This is a genomic window from Janibacter sp. FSL W8-0316 (assembly GCF_038004165.1).
Taxonomy (GTDB): domain Bacteria; phylum Actinomycetota; class Actinomycetes; order Actinomycetales; family Dermatophilaceae; genus Janibacter; species Janibacter indicus.
Map to the genome: position 1 here is coordinate 178,723 of NZ_JBBOQX010000001.1, position 26,031 is coordinate 204,753.

A 26,031-nucleotide genomic window follows, 5' to 3' on the forward strand; every position below is an offset into this window, starting at 1 on the left:
ACGGATGAGGGCTTCCTCATCTCCACTTCACGTTCACCTCACGACGGGCACCCACTGTTGTCCGCGTGACCACGACACCCCGGCGCCGCATCGCCTTCTACTCCCACGACACCCAGGGACTGGGACACATCCGGCGCAACCTCGCCCTCGCCGCCACCATGGTGGCGGCCGAACCGCGCACGGACGTCCTCGTCCTCACCGGTGCCCCACAGGCGACGTCGCTGCCGCTGCCGCCCAACACCGAGGTCGTCACCGTCCCGACCGTGGCCAAGGACGGCGAAGGGGGTTACGCCGCAGGGACCTTCGCCATGGACCTGTCCGCGGTGCTCGCCCTGCGCTCCGACCTGATCACCTCGGCGCTCGTGGCCTTCGCCCCTGACGTCGTCGTCGTCGACAAGGTGGCCCGCGGCCTCGACGGGGAGCTCGAGCAGGCGCTCGAGGCGCTGCACGACGTGCGCGGCCACACGACGGGGGAGCGACCGCGCATCGTCCTCGGCCTGCGTGACGTCCTCGACGACCCGCTGACCGCGATCCGTGAATGGCGCGAGGCGCGCACGACCCAGGCGATCCGCGACCACTACGCCGAGGTCTGGGTCTATGGCGACCGGTCGGTCGTCGACGTCGTCGCCGACTACGACCTGCCGCGCGCCGTCGCCGCCAAGATCCGCTACACCGGCTATCTCGCCGAGGGCCGCAGGGAGGGGCTGCTCGCCCCGCGCGACGAGCCGAAGCGGCGTCCGGTCCCCAGGCCCTACGTGCTGTGCATGGTCGGCGGCGGGCAGGACGGCTACGACACCGCGCTCGCCTTCGCCCGGGCCGGCTACCCCGACGGGCACACCGGTGTCATCGTCACCGGCCCCTACATGCAGCCCTCGCTGCGCCGCCGGCTCACCGCGATCGCCGCCGAGCGGGACGACCTGCTCGTGCGTGACTTCGTCACCAACACCCTCGACCTCATCGGCGGCGCCGAGGCCGTCGTGTCCATGGGCGGCTACAACACCGTCTGCGAGGTCCTCGCGGAGCAGGTGCCCGCTCTCGTCGTGCCGCGCGTCCGGCCCCGGCAGGAGCAGCTCGTGCGCGCCCGGCGACTGCACGACCTCGGCCTCGTCGACACCATCCACCCCGACGACGTCACCCCCGAGCAGCTCGGCGCCTGGCTGACCGCCGCGGTGACCTCGAGCTCCACCCGCGACCACGACGCGGTCGCCCTCGACGGGCTGCGTCGCGTCCCCGACCTCGTCGCCGGGCTCCAGCCCGCCACGGCACCCCACCTCGACGACCTGCAGGAGATGGCCAGCTGATGACCACGACACCCGCCCCCCGCGTTGGCTACGTGCTGAAGATGTACCCGCGATTCTCCGAGACCTTCATCGTCCACGAGATCCTCCAGCAGGAGGCCGCGGGCACCCACGTCGAGGTCTTCTCCCTTCGCCTGCCGATCGACGGTCGCTTCCACGAGGCCCTCGCGCACGTGCAGGCGCCGGTCACCTATCTCTCCCGGGAGCACAAGGCGAGCCTCTTCTGGTCCGCGCTGCAGGAGGCCGCGCGTGACGTGCCGACGGTCGCCGACCACCTCGACGAGCTGCTCGCCGCGCCGGAGGACGTCGCCCTGGCCGCCGTCGAGCTCGCCGGTGCGGTGCGGCGCTCGCGCCTGGAGCACCTGCACGCCCACTTCGGCTCGATCGCCGCCGACGTCGCTCGTCTGGCCGCCCGGCTCACCGGCGTCACGTGGTCCTTCACCGCCCACGCCAAGGACATCTTCCACGACGAGGTCGACCACGCCTCGCTGGCGACGAAGTTGCGCGAGGCGCACACGACGGTGACCGTCAGCGAGTTCAACCGCACCCACCTGCGCTCCACCTTCGGTGCCGACGCGGACCGCGTGGTCCGGCTGTACAACAGCGTCGACCTGACGGCCTTCCCCTTCGCAGCGAAGGGGGAGACCCCCGGCCCCTCCCGCATCGCCGCGGTGGGTCGCCTCGTCGAGAAGAAGGGCTTCGGCGACCTGCTCACCGCCGTGGCCCGACTCGTCGCCGTGGGCCGTGACGTCCGCGTGGACCTCGTCGGCACCGGCCCGCTCGAGGCGACCCTGCGCCAGCAGGTCGGCGAGCTCGGGCTGGACGAGGTGGTGACGATGCACGGGGCGCTGCCGCAGTCGCGGGTGCGCGATATCGTCGCTGCCGCAGACGTCTTCGCCGCGCCCTGCGTCATCGGTGAGGACGGCAACCGCGACGGCCTGCCGACCGTGCTGCTCGAGGCGCTCGCCCTGGGCACGCCGGCGGTCTCGACGCCTGTCACGGGCATCCCCGAGATCGTGCGTCACGAGGAGACCGGGCTGCTCGTGCCGGAGAGCGACCCCGCCGCCCTCGCCGATGCCATCGCCGCGACCCTCGACGACCCCGACGCGGCCGCCGGGCGGGCCCGCGCGGCCAGGGCCCTGCTCGAGGCCGACTTCGACTTCCGCGACCACGCGCGTGAGCTGCAGGTGATCTTCGCCGCCGCCATCGCCTCCCAGGGAGACCGCACGACCGAGGGAGACCGCATTGCCGTAGGGCAATGCGCTGATGGGGGCCAGGGAGACCGCATTGCCGTAGGGCAATGCGCTGGTGGGGGCGGGAGGGCCGTGGCATGAAGCGCGTCGCATACGTCTCCACCGACCCGGGCGTCCCCGTCTTCGGGAGCAAGGGCGCCTCGGTCCACGTCCAGGCGGTCGTGCGCGAGCTCCTCCGCCGCGGCACCGAGGTGCACCTCGTAGCCACACGCCTCGGTGGTGACCTGCCCCGGGGGCTGCAGGGTGTCGTCGTCCACGAGCTGCCGCGGATCACCGGCACCCCGGGCCGCGAGCGTGAGGAGTCCGCCCGACGGTCCGCACGCGCCGCTGCCGACGTCCTCGCCCGGGTGCACTCCGACACCCCACTCGACCTCGTCATGGAGCGCTACTCGCTGTGGTCCGACGCCGCGATGACCTGGGCCCGGGCCTTCGACGTCCCCGGTGTCCTCGAGGTCAACTCGCCGCTCGTCGACGAGCAGGCGCAGCACCGGGTGCTCGCCGACCGGGTCGGCGCCGAGGCCATGGCCCGGCGGGCCTTCGACGCGGCCGACTCCGTCATCGCGGTGTCCGAGCCGGTCGCCCGCTGGGTGCTCGACCGCACCGACAACCGCAACGTCACCGTCGTGCCCAACGGCGTCGACACCCGCTACATCCGGCCGGGTCTCGAGGGTCGGCCGCAGGCGGCCTCCCACCTCCACCAGCGTGGGGAGCCGCGGGCGGCCTCCCACCTCGACCAGCGTGGGGAGCCGCGGGCGGCCTCCCACCTCGACCAGCGTGGGGAGTCGCGGGCGGCCTCCCACCTCGACCAGCGTGGGGCGCCGCGGGCGGCCTCCCACCTCGACCAGCGTGGGGAGCCGCGGGCGGCCTCCCACCTCGACCAGCGTGGGGAGCCGCGGGCGGCCTCCCACCTCGACCAGCAGGCCCCCTTCGTCATCGGCTTCGTCGGCACGCTCAAGCCCTGGCACGGGGTCGAGGTGCTCGTCGAGGCCTTCGCCCGGCTCGCCCGGACCGACGACGGGACGCGGCTGCGGCTCGTCGGCGACGGCCCGCAGCGGGCGGCGATCGCGGCGCAGGCCGAGCGCCTGGGTGTCGCCGACCGGGTCGACCTCGTCGGTGCCGTCGCCCCCGAGCGGATGCCCGAGGAACTCGCCCGGATGGACCTGGCCGTCGCGCCCTACCCGCAGCTGCCGGACTTCTACTTCTCCCCGCTCAAGCTCTACGAGTACCTCGCGGCCGGCCTGCCCGTCGTCGCCAGCGACATCGGCCCCGTCGGCGAGGTGCTCGACGGAGGGCACCTCGGTGTGCTCGTCACGCCCGGGGACATGACCGAGCTCGCGGCCGCGCTCGCCGGGCTGCGCAGCGACGCCGCGCTCCGCGCCGAGCTGGGCGACCTCGGTCGCCGGGCGGCCGTGAGCCGGCACGACTGGAGCCTGGTCGTCGCCCGGATCCTCACCACGGTGCCGGTGCGACCCCCTTCGCTCGCCGACGACCTGCTCGGGCGGAGCGCATGACCGCTCCCGTCCTGCCCAAGCCCCGCAAGCCGCAGGGCATCCGCGAGGCGGTCCCCGGGCTGCGTCGGCTCGTCCCGCACGTGCGACCGCACCTGCGGCGCCAGCGCACGCTCATCGCCGGCGGCGGCGTCGCGATGGCCCTCGAGGTCGTCATGCGGCTGCTCGAGCCGTGGCCGATGAAGTTCGTCATCGACGGCGTCATCGGCCACCTCGGTGCCGACCTGTCGCAGGACCAGCCCGACAACCTCCAGCAGGTCCTCGTGCTCGCCTGCCTCGGGCTGCTCGTCGTCGTGCTGCTGCGCGCCCTCGCCAGCTATGCGATGACGGTCTGCTTCGCGCTCGCCGGCAACCGGCTGCTCACCTCGGTGCGCGCCGACGCCTTCGCCCACCTGCAGCGGCTCTCCCTGGGGTTCCACGACCGGGCCCGCACCGGTGACCTCGTGCAGCGGATCACGAGCGACGTCGGCCGGCTCAAGGAGGTGGCCGTCACCGCGGCCCTGCCGCTCGTCGGCAATCTCGCGACCCTCGCCGCGATGCTCGTCGTCGTCCTCGTGCTCGACTGGCAGCTCGCGCTGTGCATGCTCGTCGTCTTCCCGGTCTTCCTGCTCACGGGCCGCACCGCGACCAGTCGCATCCACACCGTCTCGCGCAAGCAGCGCAAGGCGGAGGGTCACCTGGCGACGCTCGCGACGGAGACCCTCTCGTCGATGAAGGTCGTGCAGGCCTACACCCTCGAGCCCGAGATGCAGTCGCGCTTCGCCTCGGACAACGTCAAGACGCTCAAGGACGGGGTCAAGGCCAAGAAGCTGTCGGCCGGCCTCGAGCGCTCCACCGACGTGCTCGTCGGCGTGGCGACCGCGCTCGTGCTCTACGTCGGCGCCCAGCGCGTCCTCGCGGGCGCGCTCACCCCCGGCGAGCTCGTCGTCTTCGTCACCTACCTCAAGGCGGCCTTCAAGCCGATGCGGGACCTCGCGAAGTACACCGGGCGCATCGCCCAGGCGGCCGCGTCCGCGGAGCGGGTCGTCGACCTGCTCGAGCAGGAGCCCCGCGTGCGCGACGCGTCCTGGGCCCGTTCCGGGCGCCGGCTGCGCGGCCACGTCGAGCTCGAGGACGTCTGGCTGTCCTACGTGCCCGGTCACGCCGTGCTGCGCGGGGTCGACCTGCGGGTGGCCGCGGGGGAGAGGGTGGCGGTCGTCGGCCCGTCCGGCGCCGGCAAGTCCTCGCTCGCCGGCCTGCTGCTGCGCATGCAGGACCCCGACTCGGGCACGGTGCGCCTCGACGGCTGGGACCTGCGCGACCTCACGGTCCACGACGTGCGCAGCCAGGTCGCGATGGTCCTGCAGGAGAGCCTGCTCTTCGCCACGAGCATCCGCGACAACATCGCCATGGGCGCTCCCGGCGGGGCGGGGTCGGTGACCGACGAGCAGGTCGTCGAGGCGGCGCGGGTCGCCGGTGCGCACGAGTTCATCACCGCCCTGCCGCAGGGCTACGACACCGTCGTCTCCGAGCGCGGCACGACCCTCTCGGGTGGGCAGCGACAGCGGATCGCCATCGCCCGGGCCGTCGTCAGGGACGCGCCCGTCGTCGTCCTCGACGAGGCGACGACCGGCCTCGACGGGGCCACCGAGGAGGAGGTCACCGCCGCCCTCGACCGGCTCACCGCCGGGCGCACGACGATCGTCATCACCCACGATCTCGACGCGGCCCGCGCCGCCGACCGGGTGCTGTGGATCGACGGTGGCCGGGTCGCCGACTCGGGCCGCCCCGACGAGGTCCTCGCCCGGCACGCCGACGAGCTGGAGGAGGTGGCGAGCGGTGCCCGCCCATGACGCCCACGAGCTGCTCGCTGCGCACGACCCGGCGGTGGGCTCCCTTCGCCTGCTGCTGGGGACCGGACTGGCGGAGCGTCTCGGTGCCCCGGTGACCCGCGGCTACCTGCGCTACAAGCCGGGGACGAGCGCGACCGCGCTGCTCGACGTCGACGGCCGGTCGGCCATCGGCTATGCCTGGGGCCCGGCGCGTGAGGAGAAGCGGCACAAGGCGGTCCGCCGGGTCACCGCCGAGGACGTGCTCCTCGACGACCCCGCCGCGGGTCTGCTCGTCGTCGACGCGCGCACCGACCGGCACCTCAAGGCGCTGCGCACCCGCGTCCGCGCCTGGCCGGGCGGCACCTACACGCTGTCCCACAAGCCGGCCCGCCGCTGGGTGGGGCGCAGCGGTCCCCGCGTCCTGCGGGTCTACGCCAGGAGCGGGTACGCGCGGGCGCTCGCCGGCCACGCCGCCGTGCTCGCCGACGGTGGCGGCGGCTTGGGGTTTCGCCTGCCGCAGGTGCTCGAGCGCGACGACGCCGGGCTGATCGTGCTGCGGCACCTGCCCGGCAGCACCCTCGGCGCGCCGGTGGGCGAGCCGGCGCTGCGTCGCCTCGGTGCCTGCCTCGGCGCCTTCCACACGAAGGGGGTGGACCGCGCGGCTCCGTGCGTCGAGCCGCCGTCGGGCACCCATCGCGCGCTGCGTGCGCTGGAGCCCGTCCTGCCGGGTGCCGCCGACGCCGCTGCCGACATCGAGTCGACCGCGCGCGGCTCCCTTCGCCCGGGGCCGGTGGGGCTCGTCCACGGAGACCTCTCGCTCGACCAGGTGGTGGCCGACGGTCACGACCTCGGGCTCATCGACCTCGACCGGGCCGGCCGAGGCAACCCGCTCGACGACATCGCGAGCCTGCTCGCCGTGCTCGTCCTCGACCGCCTGTCGGACGGACTCTGCGCGCAGGCGGCACCGGGTGTGGTGACGCGGGCCGCCGCACCCCTTGTCGCCGGACACGCGGCGACGGGGCCGACCGGTCTCGGCGACGACCTCGGGCCGCGGATCGCCCTGCAGCTGCTGGCCCGAGCGCTGGAGCCCTTCCGCGCCGGTCACCCGATGTGGCCGGAGCTGACCGCCCAGGTGCTGGGGGCCGCGGAGGAGCTGGGGAGGTGGCGGTGGTGAGCACGGACTTCGCCGAGGTCGTCGCCGGCTGCTCCGACCTCGGGCTGGAGCTCGAGCGGGCTCACCCGCGGCCCGACCGGCTGCACCTCGATCTGCGTGAGGCCGGTCGACGCGTGATCGGTCAGTGGCTGCCCGACGGCGCTGCGGCCGCGCGCACGGCTGATGTGACGCAGGCGGTGGCGCCCGGCCTGGTCGAGAGGCGGGGCGAGCACTTCGTCCTGCAGCACGGGGGCGCGGACGCTCGTCTGGTCTCGCTCGCCCGGCTCGTCGCCGGCGGCGCCGAGCTCGTCGTGCACCGGCCGGAGCGGCGGGCGGTGGTGCGGGGGGAGTCGGCCGCGGGACCGGTGTGGACCAAGGCGGTGCGCCCGCGGCGGGCCGGTGATCTCGTGCGGCGCATGCAGGTGGCCGCCGACGTGCCGGGACTGCGGGCCCCGGTCGTCACGGGATGGGACGAGGAGTGCGGCACGATCACGCTGAGCCACCTGCCGGGGCGCACCCTGCACGACCTGCTGCACGGCCCGGTGGTCGACGGGCCGGCCGCCGATGTGGCCGAGCCGGTCGGCGAGGCGGTGGGCGTGGCGGTCGGTGAGTCCGTGCGCGGGCTCCACGACGCCGGCGAGGTCGACGGGGTCGCCGGGCACGACCTCGGCGCGGAGGTCGACGCCACCCGCGGCCTGCTCGATCTCGCCCGTCACCATCGCGCGCTGCCGGTAGGTCGACTCGAGGCCCTCCACCAGGACGCGGCCCGCGCTGCCGCCGTCGTCGTCGGTGCGGGCTGGGTCGGCCGCCGCAGCCTGCTCCACCGCGACCTGCACGACAAGCAGCTGCTCGTCGACGTCGGCGCCGACGGGGCGCTCGACGTGGGGATGCTCGACGTCGACACCCTCGGGCTCGGGGACCCGGCGCTCGACCTGGGCAACCTCCTGGCCCACCTCGACCTGCGGGTCGAGCAGGGCTGGACCGACCGGGGGAGTGCCCGTGACGTCGAGGCCGGGGTGCTCGCCGGCTATCGACCCGACGAGCGCACCACGCAGGCGGCGGCTGGCTATCGCGCACTCACCCGAGCACGGCTGCGGGCGCTCTACGCCTTCCGGCCGGCGGACCTGCCGACCGGCTGGTGACCCGCCGGTGACCCGCCGGTGACCCGTCGAGGGGATCAGCCGTCGAAGTAGGTCTGCGCCACCCGCGACAGGTCGAGCAGGTCGCTCGTGCCGGCGAGCTCGCGCGCCGAGTGCATCGACAGGATCGGGATGCCGACGTCGACGGTGCGGATGCCCAGTCGGGTCGCGGTGATCGGGCCGATGGTCGACCCGCACGGGACGGTGTTGTTGGAGACGAAGTCCTGGCTCGTCACACCGGCGTCGGCGCACCAGCCGCGCCACGCCGCGGAGCCGACGCCGTCGCTCGCGTAGCGCTGGTTGGCGTTGAGCTTGAGGATCGGACCGGAGCCGAGGACCGGACGCACCTGCGGGTCGTGCTTCTCGGGGTAGTTGGGGTGCACCGAGTGGCCCACGTCGCTGGAGACGCACCACGAGGAGGCCAGCGCCTGCATCCGCTCACCACGGTCGGCACCCAGGGCGAGACCGATGCGCTCGAGGACCTCCTCGAGGAAGGGACCGCCCGCACCGGAGCGGGTCGCGGAGCCGACCTCCTCGTGGTCGAAGACCGCGAGCATCGGGATGTGGTCTGCGGCGAGGTCGTCGCCGATCCGGGCCATGGCGACGGTGCCGGCGTGCACGCTCGCCAGGTCGTCGAGGCGGCCGGCGGCGAAGAAGACGTCGTCCTTGCCGAAGACGGCGCCGCGGGCGCTGTCGGCGGTCACGAGGTCGTAGCCCCGGACCCGTGAGGCGTCGACACCGGAGGTGGCGGACAGCTCGGCGAGCAGGTCGGCGGACTCGGTGGCGCCCACGCCCCACACCGGCTGGGTCTGCGTCTGCTTGTCGAGCGCGAAGCGCTCGTTGGCCTGGCGGTCGAGGTGGATCGCCAGCTGGGGCAGCCGCAGCAGCGGGCCGGAGTCGGCGAGCACGACGGTGCCGTCGTCGAGGACGAGGCGGCCGGCCAGACGCAGCTCGCGGTCGAGCCAGGAGTTGAGCAGTGGCCCGCCGTAGACCTCCACGCCCGCCTGCAGCCACCCGAGGCGGCCGGTCGTGGGCTGCGGCTTGAGCTTGAAGCCGGGGGAGTCGCTGTGGGCGCCGAAGATGCGCACCGGGGTCGTCTCCGTCGCTGAGGTCGGCACGACCCAGGCGATGACCGCCCCCTCGCGCACGACGAGGTAGCGCCCGGGGGCCTGCGGCCACGCATCCGTCTCGAGGAGAGCGGTGAAGCCGGCGTCCTCGAGGCGTCGGGCCACCTCAGCGGCCGCGTGGTAGCTCGACGGGGAGGCGTCGACGAAGGCGGCGAGGTCCTCGGCGTGGGCGGTGGCGGTCACGAGTGGTCTCCCGAGGGTCGACGGTGGTGGCGCCGCGGGCCGGCGCCGCGGGTGGGTCAGCGGCCGCGCAGGGCGCTGCGGTTCATCCGGGCCCGGCTCGGGTCGACCCCGGCCGGGACGCCCTGACGGATGCCGGGGAGGGACTTCAGCCGCTTGTTGACGACCGACATCTCCTCCTTGGACAGCGCCGGGCGCAGCTTGGTCAGCGTCATGCGGATCTTGCGCGGGGGCAGCTCGCCCTCACCGGTGCCGACGATGAAGGTGTGCACGGGGACGCCGGGGGCGACCCGCGAGACCTTCTTGGTCTCCTTGACGAAGAGCTTGTCGACCCGGTGCTTGGGCCCCTCGCCGAGCAGGACGATGCCCGGGCGACCGAGGGCGCGGAAGACCACGGCGGCGGTGTTGATCTCGCTGGGCTTCGTCGCGTCGGCGGCGACCGGCTCCTGGTCGTAGTACCAGCCGCGACGCAGCGCCGACAGGCCGCCGATGGAGGCGCCACGCTGGCCCTCCATCTGGGCGAAGGCCGCGCGCTCACCGCGACGGGAGAGCACGATCATCGCCGCGAGCAGCGCGAAGGGGATCGCCACGATCAGGGCGAGGATGACGTGGCCGACGAGCAGGCCGATGAGCGTGCCGACGCCGAGCACGACGACGAAGGCGAGGAGCATCCACAGGGTGACCTGGGGGTCGATCGCCTTGATCGTCTTGTAGACCGAGGCGATCCGCTTGAAGGGGTTCTCGCGCTTCGGCTTGGCGGGCTGGTCGCTCTTCTTGGCCATGAGGAGAGAGTCTAGTTGCTCTCGCTGGATGCCCCGGTCAGCCCTCGGTGCCGGTGGCCGGCTGGTCGAGGATCGCCTGGGCGCGCGACGTGGCGACGAGCGCGGCCGCCTCCTGGCGGGCCGGCTCGTCGATGGCCTCGGCGAGGTGCGAGAGGTGCTCGGGGATCGGCCGACCCCACTTGCGCATCGCGGTCGCGTAGAGCCGTCCGGCACGGTAGCTCGAGCGCACGAGCGGCCCGGCCATGACGCCCTTGAAGCCGATCTCCTCGGCGAGCTCGCTCCAGTGGACGAACTCCTCGGGCTTGACCCACCGGTCGATCGGGTGGTGCAGCTTGGAGGGGCGCAGGTACTGGGTGATCGTGAGGATGTCGCAGCCCGCCTCGTGCAGGTCGCGGATCGCCTCCTCGATCTCGTGGTCCTCCTCGCCCATCCCGAGGATGAGGTTGGACTTGGTGACCAGCTCGGCCTCGCGGGCCATCGACAGCACCTTGAGCGACTTCTCGTAGGTGAAGGCGGGCCGGATCTTGCGGAAGATGCGCGGCACCGTCTCGAGGTTGTGCGCGAAGACCTCGGGCCGGGCGTCGAAGACCTGGCCGACGAGCTCCGGCTTGGCGCCGAAGTCGGGCGGGAGGATCTCGACGCCGGTGTTGGGGTTGAGGGCGTGGATCTGGCGGATCGTCTCGGCGTAGAGCGCGGCGGCACCGTCGGGCTGGTCGTCGCGGGCGACGCCCGTGACGGTGGAGTAGCGCAGGCCCATCTCCTGGACGGACTCGGCGACGCGGCGCGGCTCGTCCATGTCGAGGCTCGTCGGGCGGCCGGTCGCGATGTCGCAGAAGTCGCAGCGCCGGGTGCACACGTCACCGCCGATGAGGAAGGTCGCCTCGCGGTCCTCCCAGCACTCGAAGATGTTGGGGCAGCCGGCCTCCTGGCAGACCGTGTGCAGGCCGGCGCCACTGACGCGGCCACGCATCTGGTTGTACTCGGGGCCCATCTTGGCGGTGGTCCGGATCCACTCCGGCTTGCGCTCGATCGGGGTCTCGGCGTTGCGCGCCTCGACGCGCAGCAGACGACGTCCTTCGGGTGCGACGGTCACGCAGCTCTCCTGGCAATCTCGGTGACCCCGGTGGTGTCCGGAGTCACTCCAGACTACGCCTCCACCCGCTGTGCCGATGCAGCCCCCGTGGTCAGGGGCAGGTCCTCGGTCATCACCTCGAGCAGGTGGGCCCTGGCCGAAGGGAGGATGTCGGCCACCGTGATCTCGCGACCGGTCCCGAGGGCCAGTGTGGAGACGTCGGCATCGGGGATGCCGCAGGGGACGATCGTCTGCGTCCACGACAGGTCGCAGTCGACGTTGAGGCTGAAGCCGTGCATGGCGACGTCGCGCGAGACGCGGATGCCGATCTGGCCGAGCTTGCGGTCGCGAGCACCGTCGGTGCCGGGCACCCAGATGCCCGAGCGCCCCGGTACCCGGGTCGCGGTGACGCCGACGTCGGCGGCGACCCGGATCATCATCTCCTCGAGACGGCGCACGTGGGCGATGACGTCACGCCGGCCCGGCAGGTGGGCGATCGGGTAGCCGACGAGCTGGCCGGGGCCATGCCAGGTGATCTTGCCGCCGCGGTCGACGTCGATGACCGGCGTGCCGTCCATCGGTCGCTCGTGGGGCTCGGTGCGCTTGCCGGCGGTGTAGACGGCCGTGTGCTCGAGCAGCAGGGTCGTGTCCTCGAGCTCGCCGGCGACGACGGCCGCATGGACCCGCTTCTGGTGCTCCCACGCGGTCAGGTAGTCGACGGTGTCTGGCGCGAAGCCGAGCTCCTCGAAACGCATGGCCGCCAGCCTACGCCGCGGCACCCTGTGGAAATCTCTGCGGCCGGATCGGCGATCTGGGACAGGCTGGGGCGCATGGACGAGATCCCGCCCCAGGTCCCCGGCTACCGCCTGACCCGCCTGCTCGGGACCGGCTCGACGTCGACGGTCTGGCGGGCCCGGCGTGAGGTCGACGACGAGCTGGTGGCGGTCAAGCTGCTGCGGGGTGGGGCCGACGACGACGCGCTGCGCGAGTGGACGCTGCTCCAGCACGCGGCCGACGAGCACGTCGTCACCCTCCACGAGGTCCTCCACGTCGACACCGACGACGGTCCAGCGACCGCGCTCGTCCTCGAGCTGCTCTCGGGCGGCAGCCTCGGTCAGGTCGTGGCCCAGCGCGAGCACCTGACACCGGGGGAGACGGTCACCGTCATCGCCCCGATCGCGCGCGCCCTCGCCGGCCTGCACGATCTCGGTGTCGTCCACGGTGACCTCAGCCCGGGCAATGTCCTGCTCGACAGCACCGGTCGTCCCGTCCTCGCGGACCTGGGCTTCTCCCGCCTCACCGGGGAAGCCCCCGGCGACGTGCACGGCACCGACGGCTACGTCGCCCCAGAGGTCCTCGACGGCGAGGAGCCCACCCGAGCGAGTGACGTCCACGCGCTCGGGGCGCTCGCCTGGCTCTGCCTCGTCGGGGCTCCTCCCGGGCACGTCGCCGACCGGCTCGACCTGCGCTCGCACCTGCCCGGCGACACCGAGCTGGTCGAGGCCGTCGAGTCCTGCCTTGCCGGTGACCCGGGGGCCCGACCGGAGGCCGACGAGGTGGCGGTCGCGGTCTTCGACGCGGCCGTCGCCCAACCCCTGCGCATGACCTCTCCCGGCGACGTCGCCTCGGGTCTGACGCGGCGCATCCGCGAGGCGGCCGCCCAGGACGCGGTCGAGACACCCCGGTGGCAGCTCGAGCTGGCCTCCGCCGGCGAGCCCGAGCCCCGCGGCCGATGGTGGCAGCGGCGACCGCCCGTCGACAGCGATGTCGAGGTCCCGCCGGCGTCCTCGCGTCGGGGTCGTCACGCGGCGCCACGTCGCCGTGACGAGCCCGTGGACCTCACCGTCGACCACGAGGCCTCGCAGACCCGGGCGATCGCCCGATCGGCGGCCGAGACGCCGGGTGGTCGCCGGGTCGCCGCGGCCGTCGTGGTCGCGCTCACGCTGGCCCTCGCGGTCGTCGTCCCTTGGCGCCAGCTGGCTGCCGCCGATGACGAAGGGGGTGCCGCCCCGTCGACCGCCGCCGTCACCTCGCCCTCGGGCCAGCAGGTGCTCACCGACCGCGGCGCACCGCGCGAGGCACCGGTGCGTCTGGCACAGGAGCTGACCTCGATGCGCCAGTCCGTCGTCACCGACCTCGACCCCGTGGTGCTCCGAGCGCTCGACGAGCCGGGGTCGCCGGCCGCTGTACGCGACCACGAGCTCATCGAGGGCCTGGAGTCGAGCGGGCACCGCTACCGCGGCGTCGAGATGATCGTGCGCACGGCCAGCCTGCAGCGCACGAGCGGCTCGACCGCGGTGCTGAGCACCGTCGTCGACGAGAGCGCCTACGAGGTCGTGGCCCGCGACGGGTCGCGGCAGCAGCGCCCGGCCCGGCGGGGTCAGCAGGCTGACCTCGTTCTGGTCTGGGACGGTCAGCGGTGGCGGGTGCGCGACGTGCGGGCACCCGACGGGCCGTGAGCGGTGCGACCCGGGTCAGGCGATGAGGTCGTCGAGGGCGTCTTCGACGACCTGGTGTCGGTGCTCGAAGCCGAGCTCCTGCAACCGCTGCGGCAGCACACGGGCTGAGGCCAGCGCCTCGTCGGCGAACTGGCCGAGCGCCACCCGCATCGCGGCACGGGGGGCCGGCACGATCGCGGGCCGGTGCAGCCGCCGCCCGATCTCACGCGCCAGGTGGCGCTGGCGGACGGGGTGGGGCGCGGTGAGGTTGACCGGGCCGACGATCGAGGCGTCCTCGACGAGGCGCGTGTAGGCACCCACGACGTCGTCGAGCGAGATCCACGGCGTCCACTGGCGGCCCGAGCCCAGGGGCCCGCCGAGTCCCAGCCGGCCGACGCGCAGCATGGGCACGAACGCCCCGCCATGTGTCGCCAGGACGATGCCGGTGCGCGCGTGGGCCACGGGGACCCCGGCTGCGCGGGCCGGGGCGGCCGCCGCCTCCCAGTCGCGCACGACACCGGCGAGGTAGGAGCGGCCGGGGGCAGAGGCCTCGGTCAGCACCTCGTCGCCCCGGTCGCCGTAGAAGCCGACGGCCGACGCGGTCACGAGCCGGGTCGGTCCGGCGCCAGCGGCCACGACGCGGGCGACGAGGTCCGTCCCGTGCACCCGTGAGGTGCGGATGAGCATCTTGTAGGTCGGGGTCCAGCGTCGGTCGCCGACACCGGCGCCCGCGAGGTGCACGACGGTGTCGACGTCGGCGAGGACCGCCGGGTCCAGCTGCCGACGCGACGGGTCCCACGGACGTTCGTGGTCCCCCTTCGGCTCGCGTCGCACGAGGTGGACCACCTCGTGGCCGTCAGCCTCCAGGGACGACGACAGCGCGCCGCCGATCAGCCCGGATGCTCCGGTGATGGCGACGCGCTGTTGTCGTGAGGTCATCTCAGGCCTCGAAGCGGCCTTCCTCCAGACGGGCCTTGACGGTCCCGAGGAAGCGGGCCGCGTCGGCGCCGTCGACCACCCGGTGGTCGTAGGTGAGGGCCAGGTACATCATCGACCGGATCGCCAGCGTCTCCCCACCGTCGTCGGTCGTGATGACGACCGGGCGACGCACGATGGCGCCGGTGCCGAGCATCGCGACCTGCGGCTGGTTGAGGATCGGGGTGTCGAAGAGCGCACCCCGGCTGCCGGTGTTGGTGATGGTGAAGGTCCCGCCCGACAAGTCGTCCGGCGTGATCTTGTTGTTGCGTGTGCGGTCGGCGACGTCGGCGATCGCCCGGGCGAGACCGGCGACGTTGAGGTCACCGGCGTTCTTGACGACCGGGGTGAGCAGGCCGCGCTCGGTGTCCACGGCGATCGAGAGGTTTTCCTGACCGTGGTAGACGATCTCGTCGCCCTCGACGCTGGCGTTGATGCCCGGGTGCGCCTTCAGGGCCTCGGCCGTGGCCTGGGCGATGAAGGGCAGGAAGGAGAGCTTGGTGCCCTCCCGCTGGGCGAAGTCGGCCTTCGCGGCGTCGCGCACGCGAGCCACCTTGGTCATGTCGACCTCGACGACCGTCGTCAGCTGGGCGGAGACCCGCAGCGACTCGACCATCCGCTCGGCGATGACCTTGCGCAGGCGGCTCATCTTCTCGCGGGTGCCGCGCTTGGACTGCGGGACGTTGGACTCCAGGCCGGCAGGGACGCCCGCGGGGGCCGCGGCAGCGGGAGCTGCAGCCGGAGCGGCGGCGGCCGGAGCAGCAGCCTCCTGCGGCTGGTTCTTCGCCTTGGCGGCGTCGAGCACGTCCTGCTTGCGGATGCGGCCGCCGATGCCGGTGCCCTCGACCTGCGAGAGGTCGATGCCGTTGTCGGCGGCGAGCTTGCGCACCAGCGGGGTCACGTAGGCGGCGGCGTCACCACCGGAGGCGGCGGGCGCCTCCTGCTTCGGGGCCTCCTTGGGCGCCTCCTGCTTCGGCTCCGCCTTGGGGGCCTCGGCCTTCGGCTCCTCCTTGGGCGCCTCCTGCTTCGGCTCCTCCTTGGGGGCCTCGGCCTTCGGCTCCTCAGCCTTGGGCTCCTCAGCCTTTGGCTCTTCCGCCTTGGGCTCCTCAGCCTTTGGCTCTTCCGCCTTGGGCTCCTCCTTGGGGGCCTCGGCCTTCGGCTCCTCGGTAGCCGGGGCGGAACCGCCACCGGAGCCACCGACGATCGCCAGGTCGGCGCCGACCTCGACGGTCTCGTCCTCCTGGACGAGGATCTTGGTCAGGGTGCCGGCGACGGGGGAGGGAATCTCGCTGTCGACCTTGTCGGTCGAGACCTCGAGCAGCGGCTCGTCGACCTCAACCGTGTCACCCTCGGCCTTGAGCCAGCGCGAGACGGTGCCCTCGGTGACGGACTCGCCGAGGGCCGGCATGGCCACCGTGGTGCCCTCGCCGTCGCCCGAGGACGAGGCCTCGGCGGCCGGTGCCTCCTGCTCGGCGGGCTCCTCGGCAGGGGCCTCTTCGGTGGCGGACTCCTCGGCAGGAGACTCCTCGGCAGCCGACTCCTGTGCGGAGTCGTCGCCCGAGTCGGAGGAGGCCGGGGCGTCACCGTCACCGATGACGGCGAGGTCGGCACCGACCTCGACGGTCTCGTCCTCCTCGACGAGGATCTCCTGGATCGTGCCCGCGACGGGCGACGGGATCTCGGTGTCGACCTTGTCGGTCGAGACCTCGAGCAGCGGCTCGTCGACCTCGACCGTGTCGCCCACGTTCTTGAGCCATCGCGTCACGGTGCCCTCGGTCACGGACTCACCCAGTGCCGGCATGGCAACCCGCTCAGACATGCGCCTCTGCTCCTTCTATCGAGATGGGATACGTCACAGACTCTCACGAGTCGGTGTGCTGTTGTCCACGGGGCCCGCGTCGCGGTCGGCAGGGATCTCCGCCTCCCGACGACGCAGCTCGTCCTCGTGGCGGCGCCACGACGACTGGTAGGAGACATAGCCGTCGACCCACGGCTTCTGGCCGCCGGCCCAGTGGATGATCTTGGGGTCCACGACGTCTTCCTGGGAGGGGCGGGCATTCCACCCGGGGGCCAGGCTCAGCCGGTCGGCGCCGACGTAGACGTTGAGGATGTGCTGGTCGTGCATGCCGAAGTTGTTGGCATACGGCAGGAAGCGCTCGCAGAAGTTGTCGGCCCGCATCCGGGCGAGGTCGAGCACCATGATCCCGGCGTTGAAGCCGACGAAGTCGAAGCGGTGCCGCCGGGTCTCGCGGCGGATGAGCTCCGACCCCATGCCCGGAGCCAGCTCCTTGAGCGAGGCGGGGTTGAAGATGTTGGTGTAGCCGCTCTGCATCGAGCTGGCCTCGGAGTCGCGGGCGGCGATCGCCGTGCCCTGCAGGTCCGTCTCGTAGAGCTCGGCGATGTCGGCCACGGGCAGTGCGTCGATGTCGTGGTAGACGACCCGGTCGACGTCGGTCAGCAGCTCCGGCAGCACCAGGCGGTCCATGGTCGAGACGGTGATGTGCGGGATCATCGCGTGGATGTCGCCGTAGGTCACCTCGTCGCACGGCCACCACGTGAAGGACACCGTCGGGAAGAGCGCGGCCGCCCGGTCGAAGTCGGCCTCCTCGTGCTCACGGACCAGGACGTTGAGGTGGATCGGCCGGCTCGCGTGCTCGACGAGCCCGTCGACCACGACGAGGAACTGGTCCTTGAGGTTGCCGTCGAGGGCCAGGACGATCTCCATCTCGTCACCGGCCGGTGCGTCCTGGGTGCGCGGCACGTCGACACGGCCGGCGCGGATCGTGGCGACCGCCTCGTCGATGTCCACGAGCGAAGGGAGCTCCACCTCCTGCTCGTGGCGAGCCCGGGCGGCGGCGACGCGCTCGGCGGTCACCTCGGTCCACGCCTCCCGGACGGTGGCCTCGTCCTCGCCGCGCAGGATCGCGGCCATGACGGGCTCGAGCAGGTCGGCGATGCCCTTGCCCATCTCGAAGACCTCGTCGTCGGTGAGCGGCGCCAGACCGGCGAAGCGGATGTCGGAGGGGTTGCGCGGCGAGAAGTCGACGGCGCACCCGAGGCTGCGGGCCGGCAGGTAGGCGTGCAGTCGCCCGGTGACGACCTTGCCGTAGGCACTCGCGTAGTCGTCGAGGCTCGACAGCGCCGTGCGCAGGTTGTCGACCATGCCGGCAGCGCGCACGTCGGGGCGCTCGTTGCGCACGCGCAGGGCCCCCTTGGGAGCGGGCAGGTCGATCCACACGGTCGGGGCATCGGCCGGCCGCGCGGGAGTCTCGTCGGGGCGCACGTAGCGCACCGTCGTCGTCAGGCACCCGGAGAAGAAGGCCGGGATGCCCTGGCCGAGCAGCAGGTCGACGGTCGAGTGGTCGCGGCAGCCGATCGGTGCGTGGGCCTTGAGGTGCTCGATGGTCTCGTCGGTGAGCAGTGCCCGCTTGTTGAGGTGGAAGGAGACGTAGATCGGCCGCAGGTGCTCCGGGAAGGGGAAGTCGTGGCGCACGCCGCCGAGCTTGTGGGCGTACCAGCCGAAGGCGATCATCCAGGTGCCCTCGGGCACCTGCGAGTAGCTCGAGGCGTCGCGGTCGACCTGGTGCACGCTCACCTGCGCCTCGGGCGAGTCGACCCGCAGGTCCGCCGGGACCCGCGCCTGCAGGTCCCGGGCGAAGCGCCCGAGGTCGCTGTCGTCGAAGCGCGCCCCGGTGTGCCGCACGAGGTGCGACATCGACGCGATCGTCTGGACGTAGTCCCCGATGTTGCTCGAGGTGTTGCGCGGGTCGGGCTGGTCGTAGCCGATGACGCCGATCGAGACAGTGCCCTCGGCGGCGGGCGAAGGGGAGGCCGGTCCGGCAGCGATGCGGGGCGCCCAGCGCGCCATCCAGGTGCGGTCGATCTCGAGCGCCTTCGCTTCGTCCTCGGAGAGCTCGCCGCCGGCGAGGTCCTCGGCGGCGGCCGTGTCGAAGCGCTCGGCCAGACGGGTGCACAGGTCACCCAGCCCCAGGCCCATGGCGCGCCGGGTGAGGGTGAGCCACGTGTGCGCGCTCAGCTGCCCGGTGTGCGCCAGGGCGCGCTCCACGGCCGAGCGGGCGAGTGTGGCGTCGTGCTGACCCGCGAGGAGGACGTACTCGCTCGGCGCGTGCTCGAGCCACACCTCGTCGGGCAGCGTCGACAGCCGCTCCCAGGCGAACTTCGGCAGACCCATCTGGTGCGCGATGAGACCGGTCGCGAGTGCGCCCGCCTGCCGGGTGGGCTCGTTGTCGTAGAGCCACTGGGCGATCTGCCGGGCGACGGTCACCTGGGGCGAGCCCTGGGCGCCGCGCACGAGGTCGGTCACCGCGGCCTCGAACCCGCGCCCGGTCGCCAGCGTCGTGGCGAACCTGGCGCGCGTATTGAGCCACTTCAGCTCGCGCTCCTGCTCCCTGCGGACCTCGGCCTCGGGTGCCTTGCCGGGCGCCGGACCAAGCTCGCTCGGCAGGCGGTGGCCGCCCGCGGCGGCGAGGAGCCCGCGGTGGGCGTAGCCGAGGCCGCTGGCACGCTCGCTCGCGGCGTCACGACGCTGCTCGGCCCGGCGCACCTCGGCCTTGAGCGAGGAGACCTGCTCGCGCGCCTCGTCGCGCTGCTCACGGGCCCGATCACGCTCCTGACGGGCACGCTCCAGTCGCTCCTTGGTCTCGTCGAGGCGGCCACGGACCTCGTCGACCCCGCCGACCTTGGCTGCGGTCTGCTTGGTGAGGCGCTTGGCGGCGCGGGGCAGTGAACGAGGGTCGGGGCTCATGTCTCTCCGGGGTCGCTGAAGGGTGTGCGGACCAGACTAGGACGGCGGGCGTCGGGATGCGTCCGACGCGCCGCCGCCCTCGCGGGGTCAGGCGTGCGCGTGCAGCGGCCGCCCGGCAGCAAGCATGGCCGCCTCGCCGAAGGCCTCGCCCTGGCTCGGGTGGGCGTGGACCAGGGGGGCGATGTCCTCGGGGTGGGCCTCCCACCCGACGGCCAGCTGGGCCTCGCTGATCAGCTCGCTCACACCGAGCCCGACCATGTGCACGCCGAGCACCGGACCGTCCTTGGCCCGCACGAGGGTTACGGACCCGGTCGTGCCCCGGATGATGCTGCGGCCGTTGCCGCCCAAGGGATAGGTGACGGTCTCGACGTCGTGACCGGCCCCCTTCGCCGCGTCCGTCCCCAGCCCGACGGAGGCGATCTCGGGGTCGCAGTAGGTCACCTTGGGGATCGTCACGTCGTCGACCGGCGCCGGGTCGAGCCCGGCGAGGTCCTCGGCGACGAGGATGCCGTGGGCGAAGCCGCGGTGGGCCAGCTGCAGCCCCGGCACGAGGTCGCCGACGGCACGCACGCCCTCGACGCTGGTCCGCAGCCGCTCGTCCGTCGGCACGAAGCCACGGTCGACGGTCACCCCCGTCTCCTCGAAGCCGAGGCCCTCACTGCGCGGGCCCCGCCCCACGGCGACGAGGACGAGGTCGACCTCGAGCGCGTCGCCGCCCTCGAGGTGGACCACGGCGCCCTCGTCGTCGGCCTCGACGGAGGCGACCCGGGTGGACGTCTTCGCGGTGATGCCGCGCTTGTTGAACTCACGCGTCAGGTGCTTGGAGATCGACGGCTCCTCGGCAGCGACGATCCGGTCGAGCGCCTCGACGACCGTCACCTCGGCGCCGAAGCTGCGCAGCATCGACGCGAACTCGACGCCGATGACGCCACCGCCGAGGACCGCGACGCGCTGCGGGATCGTCTCGAGGTTCATCGCCTGGTCGCTCGTCATCACGCGGGGGCCGAGCTCGACGCCCGGGAGGGTGCGAGCGTACGAACCGGTCGCCAGCACCACGGTCTTCGCGCTGACCGTCCGGACGCCCTCGGCGGTCTCGACCGCGATCGTGGAGGCGTCGACGAGTCGGCCGCGACCGGCGACGACCTCGATGCCGGCCTGCCCGATGAGACCCGTCAGGCCCTTGTACAGCTGACCGACGACCTTGTCCTTGCGGGCGTGCAGGGCCGCGGTGTCGATGCCCTCGAAGCTCGTGAGGATCCCGTGCGCCGCCCCGGCGCGGGCGCCGTCGGCCAGCTCGGCCGCGTGCAGCAGCGCCTTGGTCGGGATGCACCCGCGGTGCAGGCAGGTCCCGCCGATCTTGTCCTCCTCGACCAGCGCAACCTTCATCCCGAGCTGGGCGGCGCGCAGGGCGCAGGCATAGCCGCCGCTGCCGGCTCCGAGGATCACGAGGTCGAAGGGGGTCGAGGTCGCGGGGTCTGCCACGAGATGCTCCTTTGCACGGGGGTGTGTCCGGGGTCACGGACCGGCCCCAGCGTAAGGGGTCCGCATGGCCACGTCGGCAGCCGCGGGGCCTGGGCCCCCAGCCCCCGTGGCTGCGGCGGGCGGGCCCTTTGAGACGCGTCAGGCGAGGTTGGCGAGGTGCTCCAGGAGGGTGCCGACGGCGACGCCGGTGGCCCCCTTGGGCAGGTGGCCGGTCGCGCCGCCCTCGTTGAAGGAGGGGCCGGCGATGTCGAGGTGGGCCCAGGGGATCAGCTCGCCGTCGGCGTCCTTGGCGAACTCCTGCAGGAACAGGCCCGCGGTGAGGGCGCCGCCCATGCGGTCGCCCTTGTGGGCGATGTCGGCGGTGGGGGAGTCGAGGCCGGCGCGCAGGGCCATCGGCAGCGGGAGCGGCCAGCTCGGCTCGTCGGCGCGGTCGGCCGCCTCGGTGATCGCCGTGCGCAGCTCCTCGTCGTTGCCCATGACACCGAAGATGTGCGGGCCGAGGGCGACGACGCAGGCGCCGGTGAGGGTGGCGACGTCGAGGATCTGGTCGGGGCCGGACTCGGCGGCCAGGGACATGCCGTCGGCGAGGACCATGCGGCCCTCGGCGTCGGTGTCGAGGATCTCGACGGTCATGCCGTTGCGCATGGTGACGACGTCACCGGGGCGCTGTGCGTTGCCGCCGGGCATGTTCTCGGCGAGGCAGAGGTAGCCGGTGACCGCGACGTCGAGCTCGAGCTCGGCGGCGGCGACGACGGTCGCGGCGACGGCGGCGGCGCCGGCCATGTCGGACTTCATCGTCGCCATGCTGGCGGAGGGCTTGATGCACACGCCGCCGGTGTCGAAGGTGATGCCCTTGCCGACGAGCGCGACGTGCGGCTTCTTGCCGCGCGGGCTGTAGGAGAGGGTGACGATGCGCGGCGGGCGGCTGCTGCCCTGGCCGACGCCGACGATGCCGCCGAAGCCGCCCTCGACGAGCGCCTTGTCGTCGAGCACCTCGACCTTGAGCTTGCCGGAGGAGGCCTTGGCCACCTGCTGCACCTGCTCGGTGAAGGACTGCGGGTAGAGCAGGTTGGGCGCGGTGTTGACGAGGTCGCGGGCCCAGGCGACGTTGCGCGCGATGGTCGCGGCCGTCTCGAGGACCTCCTTGGGGGCGGGCTTGCGGTCGAGCGAGGAGAAGACGGTGATCTCCCGCTCCTCCTGCTCGCCCGTCGCGGACTTGTGCGCGGTGAAGGTGTAGTCACCGGCCAGCGCGCCCTCGCCGATGGCGGCCAGGTCGGCGTCGTCGTCGTGGGGGAGGGCGATGGCGACGGAGCCCTGGCCCGCGGCGCGGACGGCGGAGCCGGCGGCACGGCGAAGGGAGTCGGTCCCCCCTTCGCCCTGCTCCTCGCCCAGCCCGACGAGCACGACCTTGGTGGCCTTGAGGGCGGGGACCGCGGGGATCGTGGTGGTGGCGCCGACCGTGGTGCTCACCTCGAGAGCCGGCAGGACCGCCTCCAGGTGCGCTGCGGCGGACTTCGGCAGGTCCGCGCTCGCGACGGCGGTCGGCTGCGAGCCGGTGACACCCAGGACGAGGGTGCGGCCGGACCAGGCGGCGAGGGAACGGGAACCGAGGATCAGCGAGGGCACGTGAAGGGCACCTTTCGGGCGGGAGGACGGTGGATGTACCACGGGCAGGCTATCCCGGATGCCGAGACGGTAGCGTCTGGGCCATGACCGCCAGTGACCCCCTGCGCACCTCACCGATCCACGAGCGCCACGTCGCGCTCAACGCCAAGATGGCCGACTTCGGGGGCTGGGAGATGCCCATCGAGTACCCCGGCGGTGGGGTCGTCGCCGAGCACACGGCCGTGCGCGAGCGGGTCGGCATCTTCGACGTCAGCCACCTGGGCAAGGCCCGGGTCTCCGGCACCGGCGCGGCCGAGCTGGTCAACTCCACGCTGACCAACGACCTCGGTCGGATCGGCCCGGGCAAGGCGCAGTACACGTTGTGCTGCAACGAGTCCGGTGGTGTCGTCGACGACCTCATCGCCTACCTGCGCAGCGACGACGACGTCTTCCTCATCCCCAACGCCGCCAACACCGCGACCGTCGTCGCGATGCTCCAGGAGGCCGCGCCCGAGGGCGTCGAGGTCACCGACCTGCACGAGGACTACGTCGTGCTCGCCGTCCAGGGGCCCCAGAGCGACGAGGTGCTCACGTCGATGGGGCTGCCCGTCGACCACGACTACATGTCCTACGACGACGCCCAGTGGCAGGGGCACGACATCACAGTCTGCCGCACCGGCTACACCGGCGAGCGCGGCTACGAGCTCGTCGCCCCGGCCGCCGCCGGCCTGGAGCTGTGGGACGCGCTCGTCGAGGCCATGGCTCCCTTCGACGGGCTGCCCTGCGGCCTCGGTGCCCGCGACACCCTGCGCACCGAGATGGGCTACCCACTCCACGGCAACGACCTGTCGCCCGAGATCACGCCGGTCATGGCGCGTTCGGCGTGGGCCGTCGGGTGGGACAAGGAGTCCTTCTGGGGCAAGGACGCGCTCGTCGCCCAGCGCGTGGCCAAGTCCTCGCGCCTGCTGCGTGGCCTGCTCGTCACCGGCCGCGGGATCCCGCGCAGCCACTGCGCGGTGCTCGTCGACGGCGCCGAGGTCGGTGAGGTCACCTCCGGCACCTTCAGCCCGACGCTCAAGCAGGGCATCGCGCTCGCGCTGCTCGAGCGGTCGGTCGCCGAGGGTGACGAGGTCGTCATCGACGTGCGCGGCCGCGAGGTCGCTGCCACGGTGACCAAGCCCCCCTTCGTCGAGGTGCAGGTCAAGTCATGAGCGAGGAGTTCACCGAGACCTACCGCTGGCGCCTCGAGGACGAGGCGGGGCAGCCGCTGGCGTCCGAGCACTCGGTGCCCTTCCCGACGCAGGCCGACGCCGAGGCGTGGTTCACCGAGTCCTGGCAGGACCTCGCCGACGCGGGCGTGGCCCAGGTCAGCCTGCTGCGCGAGGCCGAGGTCGTCTACGGGCCGATGCCGCTGTCGGCCGACTGAGCGAGGGCCTCAGAGGCTCGCGCCGCGCTCGACCTGCGGCTTGGGCATGCGCGTGCGGCGCATCTGGAAGGCCCGCATGCTCTGGTACATGCCCAGGCCGCGCAGCGGGGTGTCGGCGCCGAAGCGCTCGAGGATCTTGGCCTTGGTGCGGCGCCACAGCAGCCACACGTCGACGACGGCGATGAGGATGAGGACGTAGACGCTGAGGAAGACGTAGGTCGCCCAGGTCCCGGCGAAGAGGCTGAGCACGAGCACCGCGAGCATCAGCGGCAGGAGCAGCTCGCCGAGGTTGAAGCGCACGTCGACGCTGTCGCGGACGAAGCGCCGCACGGGCCCCTTGTCGCGCGCGGGCAGGTGCCGGTCGTCGCCGGTGACCATGGCCTCGCGCATCTTCATCGAGGCCTCACGACGGGCCTCGCGGTCGGCGCTCTTGGCCGCCTTGCGGTCGTTGGTGACGAGGGGACGCTTGCGTGCCGCCTCCTGGTCACGCCGCTTGGGCGTGGGCCGGTTCTTGGCGCCCTCGCGGTGGGGGCGCTCCTGCACCGGGGAGGCGGGCTTCTCGTCCTTCTTGCGTCCGAACACGAGGAGAACTCTAGGTGCACCGCGCCGGTGGGTCGGAGCCGGTCGTCCGCGATAGCGTCTGCCGCGTGACCGACACCACCCTCACCGCAGACCAGATCGAGACCCTGCGCGCCCGCGTGCGCGAGCTGATGCCGCAGGTGCGCGCCGACCTCGAGGACCTCACCCGGATCCCGAGCGTCAGCCTCGACTCCTTCGACCAGGCCCATGTCCAGGCCTCCGCCGAGCGCACCGCCGAGCTGTTGCGCGCGGAGGGCCTCGACGTCGAGATCGTGAGCGAAGGGGGACGCCCCGCCGTCATCGGGCACGTCGACGGCCCCGAGGGCGCGCCGACCGTGCTGCTCTACGCGCACCACGACGTGCAGCCGCCCGGTGACCTCGACGACTGGGACTCCGACCCCTTCGAGCCGGTCGAGCGCGATGGTCGCCTCTACGGCCGCGGCGCCGCCGACGACAAGGCAGGCGTCATGGCGCACGTCGCCGCGCTGCGCGCCCACTCGGGCAACCTGCCGGTCGGTGTGACGATCTTCGTCGAGGGCGAGGAGGAGATCGCCAGCGAGTCGCTGCCGCGGCTGCTCGAGCGTCATGGCGACCGCCTGACCTCTGATGCGATCGTCCTCGCGGACTCGCTCAACTGGGCCATCGGCACGCCCGCGCTCACGACGACCCTGCGCGGCTCCCTTCGCGCCGTCGTCACCGTGCGCACCCTCGACCACGGCGTGCACTCCGGCATGTTCGGCGGCGCCTGCCCCGACGCGATCACCTCGCTGTGCCGGCTCATGGCGACCCTGCACGACGACCAGGGTGACGTCGCGATCGAGGGGCTCGTCCACGAGGACGCGCCCGAGATCGACTACGACGAGGCGCGGCTGCGCGAGGAGTCGGGGCTGCTCGACGCCACCGAGCTCATCGGCACCGGCTCGATCCCCTCGCGGCTGTGGACCAAGCCGGCCGCCGTGGTCATCGGCATCGACGCGCCCGCCGTCGACGAGGCGGGCAATGTCCTCGCCGCGAGCGCCCGCGCCAAGATCAACCTGCGGCTCAACCCGACCCAGGACCCGGCCGAGGCGTGGGAGGCGCTGCAGCGCCACCTGCAGGAGCACGCCCCGTGGGGTGCGACCGTCGAGGTCGAGCTCGACGAGCAGGGCTGGGGCTTCGCGGCCGATGCGCAGGGGCCGGTCTACGACCAGGCTCGGGCGGCCTTCGCCGACGCCTGGGGCACCGACCCGGTCGACGTGGGCATCGGCGGTTCCATCCCCTTCGTCCAGGCATTTGCGGAGCGCTTCCCCGACGCCGCGATCCTCGTCACCGGTGTCGAGGACCCCGACACCCGCGCCCACGGGGCCAACGAGTCGCTGCACCTCGGTGAGTTCGAGAAGGTGTGCGTCGCCGAGGCGCTGCTGCTCGCCCGCCTCGGCGCGATGCCACGGGGCTGACC

At 73.0% G+C, this 26,031-nt stretch carries 20 protein-coding genes; 10 read left to right on the forward strand and 10 right to left on the reverse strand.

The genetic code is table 11. From position 1 onward, the window contains the following. The first annotated feature begins 65 nt into the window (after positions 1 to 65). The 6 genes from NYE39_RS00775 to NYE39_RS00800 are packed head-to-tail and all read left to right on the forward strand — an operon-like array spanning position 66 to position 8,165. Complete coding sequence (locus NYE39_RS00775; protein WP_341011609.1) at positions 66 to 1,301, forward strand: glycosyltransferase family protein; 1,236 nt, start codon at positions 66 to 68, stop codon at positions 1,299 to 1,301. Then, on the forward strand, positions 1,301 to 2,632 hold the full coding sequence (locus tag NYE39_RS00780) for a glycosyltransferase (RefSeq protein ID WP_341011610.1): 1,332 nt from the start codon (positions 1,301 to 1,303) through the stop codon (positions 2,630 to 2,632). Before NYE39_RS00775 ends, NYE39_RS00780 begins: the two co-directional genes overlap by 1 nt. Further along, positions 2,629 to 4,062, forward strand: a complete 1,434-nt coding sequence (locus NYE39_RS00785) for a glycosyltransferase family 4 protein (protein WP_341011611.1) — start codon at positions 2,629 to 2,631, stop codon at positions 4,060 to 4,062. The genes NYE39_RS00780 and NYE39_RS00785 overlap by 4 nt, the downstream gene beginning before the upstream one ends. Beyond that, positions 4,059 to 5,891: an ABC transporter ATP-binding protein gene (locus NYE39_RS00790; protein ID WP_341011612.1), complete on the forward strand. Its 1,833-nt coding sequence runs from the start codon at positions 4,059 to 4,061 to the stop codon at positions 5,889 to 5,891. Before NYE39_RS00785 ends, NYE39_RS00790 begins: the two co-directional genes overlap by 4 nt. Continuing rightward, positions 5,878 to 7,044: a phosphotransferase family protein gene (locus NYE39_RS00795; RefSeq protein WP_341011613.1), complete on the forward strand. Its 1,167-nt coding sequence runs from the start codon at positions 5,878 to 5,880 to the stop codon at positions 7,042 to 7,044. Before NYE39_RS00790 ends, NYE39_RS00795 begins: the two co-directional genes overlap by 14 nt. Beyond that, positions 7,041 to 8,165, forward strand: coding sequence for a phosphotransferase (locus NYE39_RS00800; protein WP_125932808.1), 1,125 nt, complete (start codon positions 7,041 to 7,043; stop codon positions 8,163 to 8,165). Before NYE39_RS00795 ends, NYE39_RS00800 begins: the two co-directional genes overlap by 4 nt. Before the next feature lie 35 nt (positions 8,166 to 8,200). Here NYE39_RS00800 and NYE39_RS00805 read toward each other — a convergent pair whose 3' ends face one another. The 4 genes from NYE39_RS00805 to lipB are packed head-to-tail and all read right to left on the reverse strand — an operon-like array spanning position 8,201 to position 12,078. Next, positions 8,201 to 9,472: a M18 family aminopeptidase gene (locus NYE39_RS00805; RefSeq protein ID WP_072624375.1), complete on the reverse strand. Its 1,272-nt coding sequence runs from the start codon at positions 9,470 to 9,472 to the stop codon at positions 8,201 to 8,203. A gap of 56 nt (positions 9,473 to 9,528) precedes the next feature. Then, positions 9,529 to 10,251: a DUF4191 domain-containing protein gene (locus NYE39_RS00810; RefSeq protein ID WP_072624376.1), complete on the reverse strand. Its 723-nt coding sequence runs from the start codon at positions 10,249 to 10,251 to the stop codon at positions 9,529 to 9,531. A 37-nt stretch (positions 10,252 to 10,288) separates the two neighbouring features. Further along, positions 10,289 to 11,344, reverse strand: a complete 1,056-nt coding sequence (lipA, locus tag NYE39_RS00815) for a lipoyl synthase (RefSeq protein WP_341011614.1) — start codon at positions 11,342 to 11,344, stop codon at positions 10,289 to 10,291. 53 nt (positions 11,345 to 11,397) lie between these two features. Continuing rightward, the gene (lipB, locus tag NYE39_RS00820; RefSeq protein WP_341011615.1) at positions 11,398 to 12,078 is read right to left on the reverse strand and encodes a lipoyl(octanoyl) transferase LipB; all 681 of its coding nucleotides are present in this window, start codon (positions 12,076 to 12,078) and stop codon (positions 11,398 to 11,400) included. 75 nt (positions 12,079 to 12,153) lie between these two features. On the opposite strand from lipB, the gene NYE39_RS00825 reads away from it, so the two are divergent. Further along, complete coding sequence (locus tag NYE39_RS00825) at positions 12,154 to 13,782, forward strand: serine/threonine-protein kinase (protein WP_341011616.1); 1,629 nt, start codon at positions 12,154 to 12,156, stop codon at positions 13,780 to 13,782. Between the two features lie 15 nt (positions 13,783 to 13,797). Here NYE39_RS00825 and NYE39_RS00830 read toward each other — a convergent pair whose 3' ends face one another. The 5 genes from NYE39_RS00830 to NYE39_RS00850 all read right to left on the reverse strand — a co-directional run bounded on the left by NYE39_RS00830 (position 13,798) and on the right by NYE39_RS00850 (position 22,609). Continuing rightward, a complete protein-coding gene (locus NYE39_RS00830) occupies positions 13,798 to 14,700 on the reverse strand; it encodes a TIGR01777 family oxidoreductase (protein WP_341011617.1) in 903 nt (300 codons plus the stop codon). Position 14,701: 1 nt separating this feature from the next. Then, positions 14,702 to 16,555, reverse strand: coding sequence for a 2-oxoglutarate dehydrogenase, E2 component, dihydrolipoamide succinyltransferase (gene sucB / locus NYE39_RS00835; RefSeq protein ID WP_341011618.1), 1,854 nt, complete (start codon positions 16,553 to 16,555; stop codon positions 14,702 to 14,704). Between the two features lie 33 nt (positions 16,556 to 16,588). Then, positions 16,589 to 19,501, reverse strand: coding sequence for a glycosyltransferase (locus NYE39_RS00840; RefSeq protein ID WP_341011619.1), 2,913 nt, complete (start codon positions 19,499 to 19,501; stop codon positions 16,589 to 16,591). 87 nt (positions 19,502 to 19,588) lie between these two features. Continuing rightward, positions 19,589 to 20,983, reverse strand: coding sequence for a dihydrolipoyl dehydrogenase (lpdA, locus tag NYE39_RS00845; protein ID WP_341011620.1), 1,395 nt, complete (start codon positions 20,981 to 20,983; stop codon positions 19,589 to 19,591). Between the two features lie 138 nt (positions 20,984 to 21,121). Next, a complete protein-coding gene (locus tag NYE39_RS00850; RefSeq protein ID WP_341011621.1) occupies positions 21,122 to 22,609 on the reverse strand; it encodes a leucyl aminopeptidase in 1,488 nt (495 codons plus the stop codon). Between the two features lie 83 nt (positions 22,610 to 22,692). Between NYE39_RS00850 and gcvT the strand changes: the two genes are divergently transcribed. Further along, positions 22,693 to 23,799, forward strand: coding sequence for a glycine cleavage system aminomethyltransferase GcvT (gcvT, locus tag NYE39_RS00855; RefSeq protein ID WP_341011622.1), 1,107 nt, complete (start codon positions 22,693 to 22,695; stop codon positions 23,797 to 23,799). Further along, positions 23,796 to 24,014 (forward strand): hypothetical protein, encoded by a 219-nt coding sequence (locus NYE39_RS00860; protein WP_341011623.1) that lies wholly within the window; start codon positions 23,796 to 23,798, stop codon positions 24,012 to 24,014. Before gcvT ends, NYE39_RS00860 begins: the two co-directional genes overlap by 4 nt. A gap of 9 nt (positions 24,015 to 24,023) precedes the next feature. Here the strand turns inward: NYE39_RS00860 and NYE39_RS00865 are convergent, their stop codons facing one another. Then, the gene (locus NYE39_RS00865) at positions 24,024 to 24,596 is read right to left on the reverse strand and encodes a DUF3043 domain-containing protein (RefSeq protein ID WP_072624386.1); all 573 of its coding nucleotides are present in this window, start codon (positions 24,594 to 24,596) and stop codon (positions 24,024 to 24,026) included. Positions 24,597 to 24,661: 65 nt separating this feature from the next. Between NYE39_RS00865 and NYE39_RS00870 the strand changes: the two genes are divergently transcribed. Then, on the forward strand, positions 24,662 to 26,029 hold the full coding sequence (locus NYE39_RS00870) for a dipeptidase (protein ID WP_185222042.1): 1,368 nt from the start codon (positions 24,662 to 24,664) through the stop codon (positions 26,027 to 26,029). The last annotated feature ends 2 nt before the right edge of the window (positions 26,030 to 26,031 follow it).

What these genes read in the sequence shown, in the direction of transcription:
- NYE39_RS00780 (WP_341011610.1), top strand. Translation starts at nt 1,301, where the DNA reads ATGACCACGACACCCGCCCCCCGCGTTGGCTACGTGCTGAAGATGTAC.
- NYE39_RS00785 (WP_341011611.1), top strand. Translation starts at nt 2,629, where the DNA reads ATGAAGCGCGTCGCATACGTCTCCACCGACCCGGGCGTCCCCGTCTTC.
- NYE39_RS00790 (WP_341011612.1), top strand. Translation starts at nt 4,059, where the DNA reads ATGACCGCTCCCGTCCTGCCCAAGCCCCGCAAGCCGCAGGGCATCCGC.
- NYE39_RS00810 (WP_072624376.1), bottom strand. Translation starts at nt 10,251, where the DNA reads ATGGCCAAGAAGAGCGACCAGCCCGCCAAGCCGAAGCGCGAGAACCCC.
- lipB (WP_341011615.1), bottom strand. Translation starts at nt 12,078, where the DNA reads ATGCGTTTCGAGGAGCTCGGCTTCGCGCCAGACACCGTCGACTACCTG.
- NYE39_RS00825 (WP_341011616.1), top strand. Translation starts at nt 12,154, where the DNA reads ATGGACGAGATCCCGCCCCAGGTCCCCGGCTACCGCCTGACCCGCCTG.
- NYE39_RS00830 (WP_341011617.1), bottom strand. Translation starts at nt 14,700, where the DNA reads ATGACCTCACGACAACAGCGCGTCGCCATCACCGGAGCATCCGGGCTG.
- sucB (WP_341011618.1), bottom strand. Translation starts at nt 16,555, where the DNA reads ATGTCTGAGCGGGTTGCCATGCCGGCACTGGGTGAGTCCGTGACCGAG.
- NYE39_RS00840 (WP_341011619.1), bottom strand. Translation starts at nt 19,501, where the DNA reads ATGAGCCCCGACCCTCGTTCACTGCCCCGCGCCGCCAAGCGCCTCACC.
- gcvT (WP_341011622.1), top strand. Translation starts at nt 22,693, where the DNA reads ATGACCGCCAGTGACCCCCTGCGCACCTCACCGATCCACGAGCGCCAC.
- NYE39_RS00860 (WP_341011623.1), top strand. Translation starts at nt 23,796, where the DNA reads ATGAGCGAGGAGTTCACCGAGACCTACCGCTGGCGCCTCGAGGACGAG.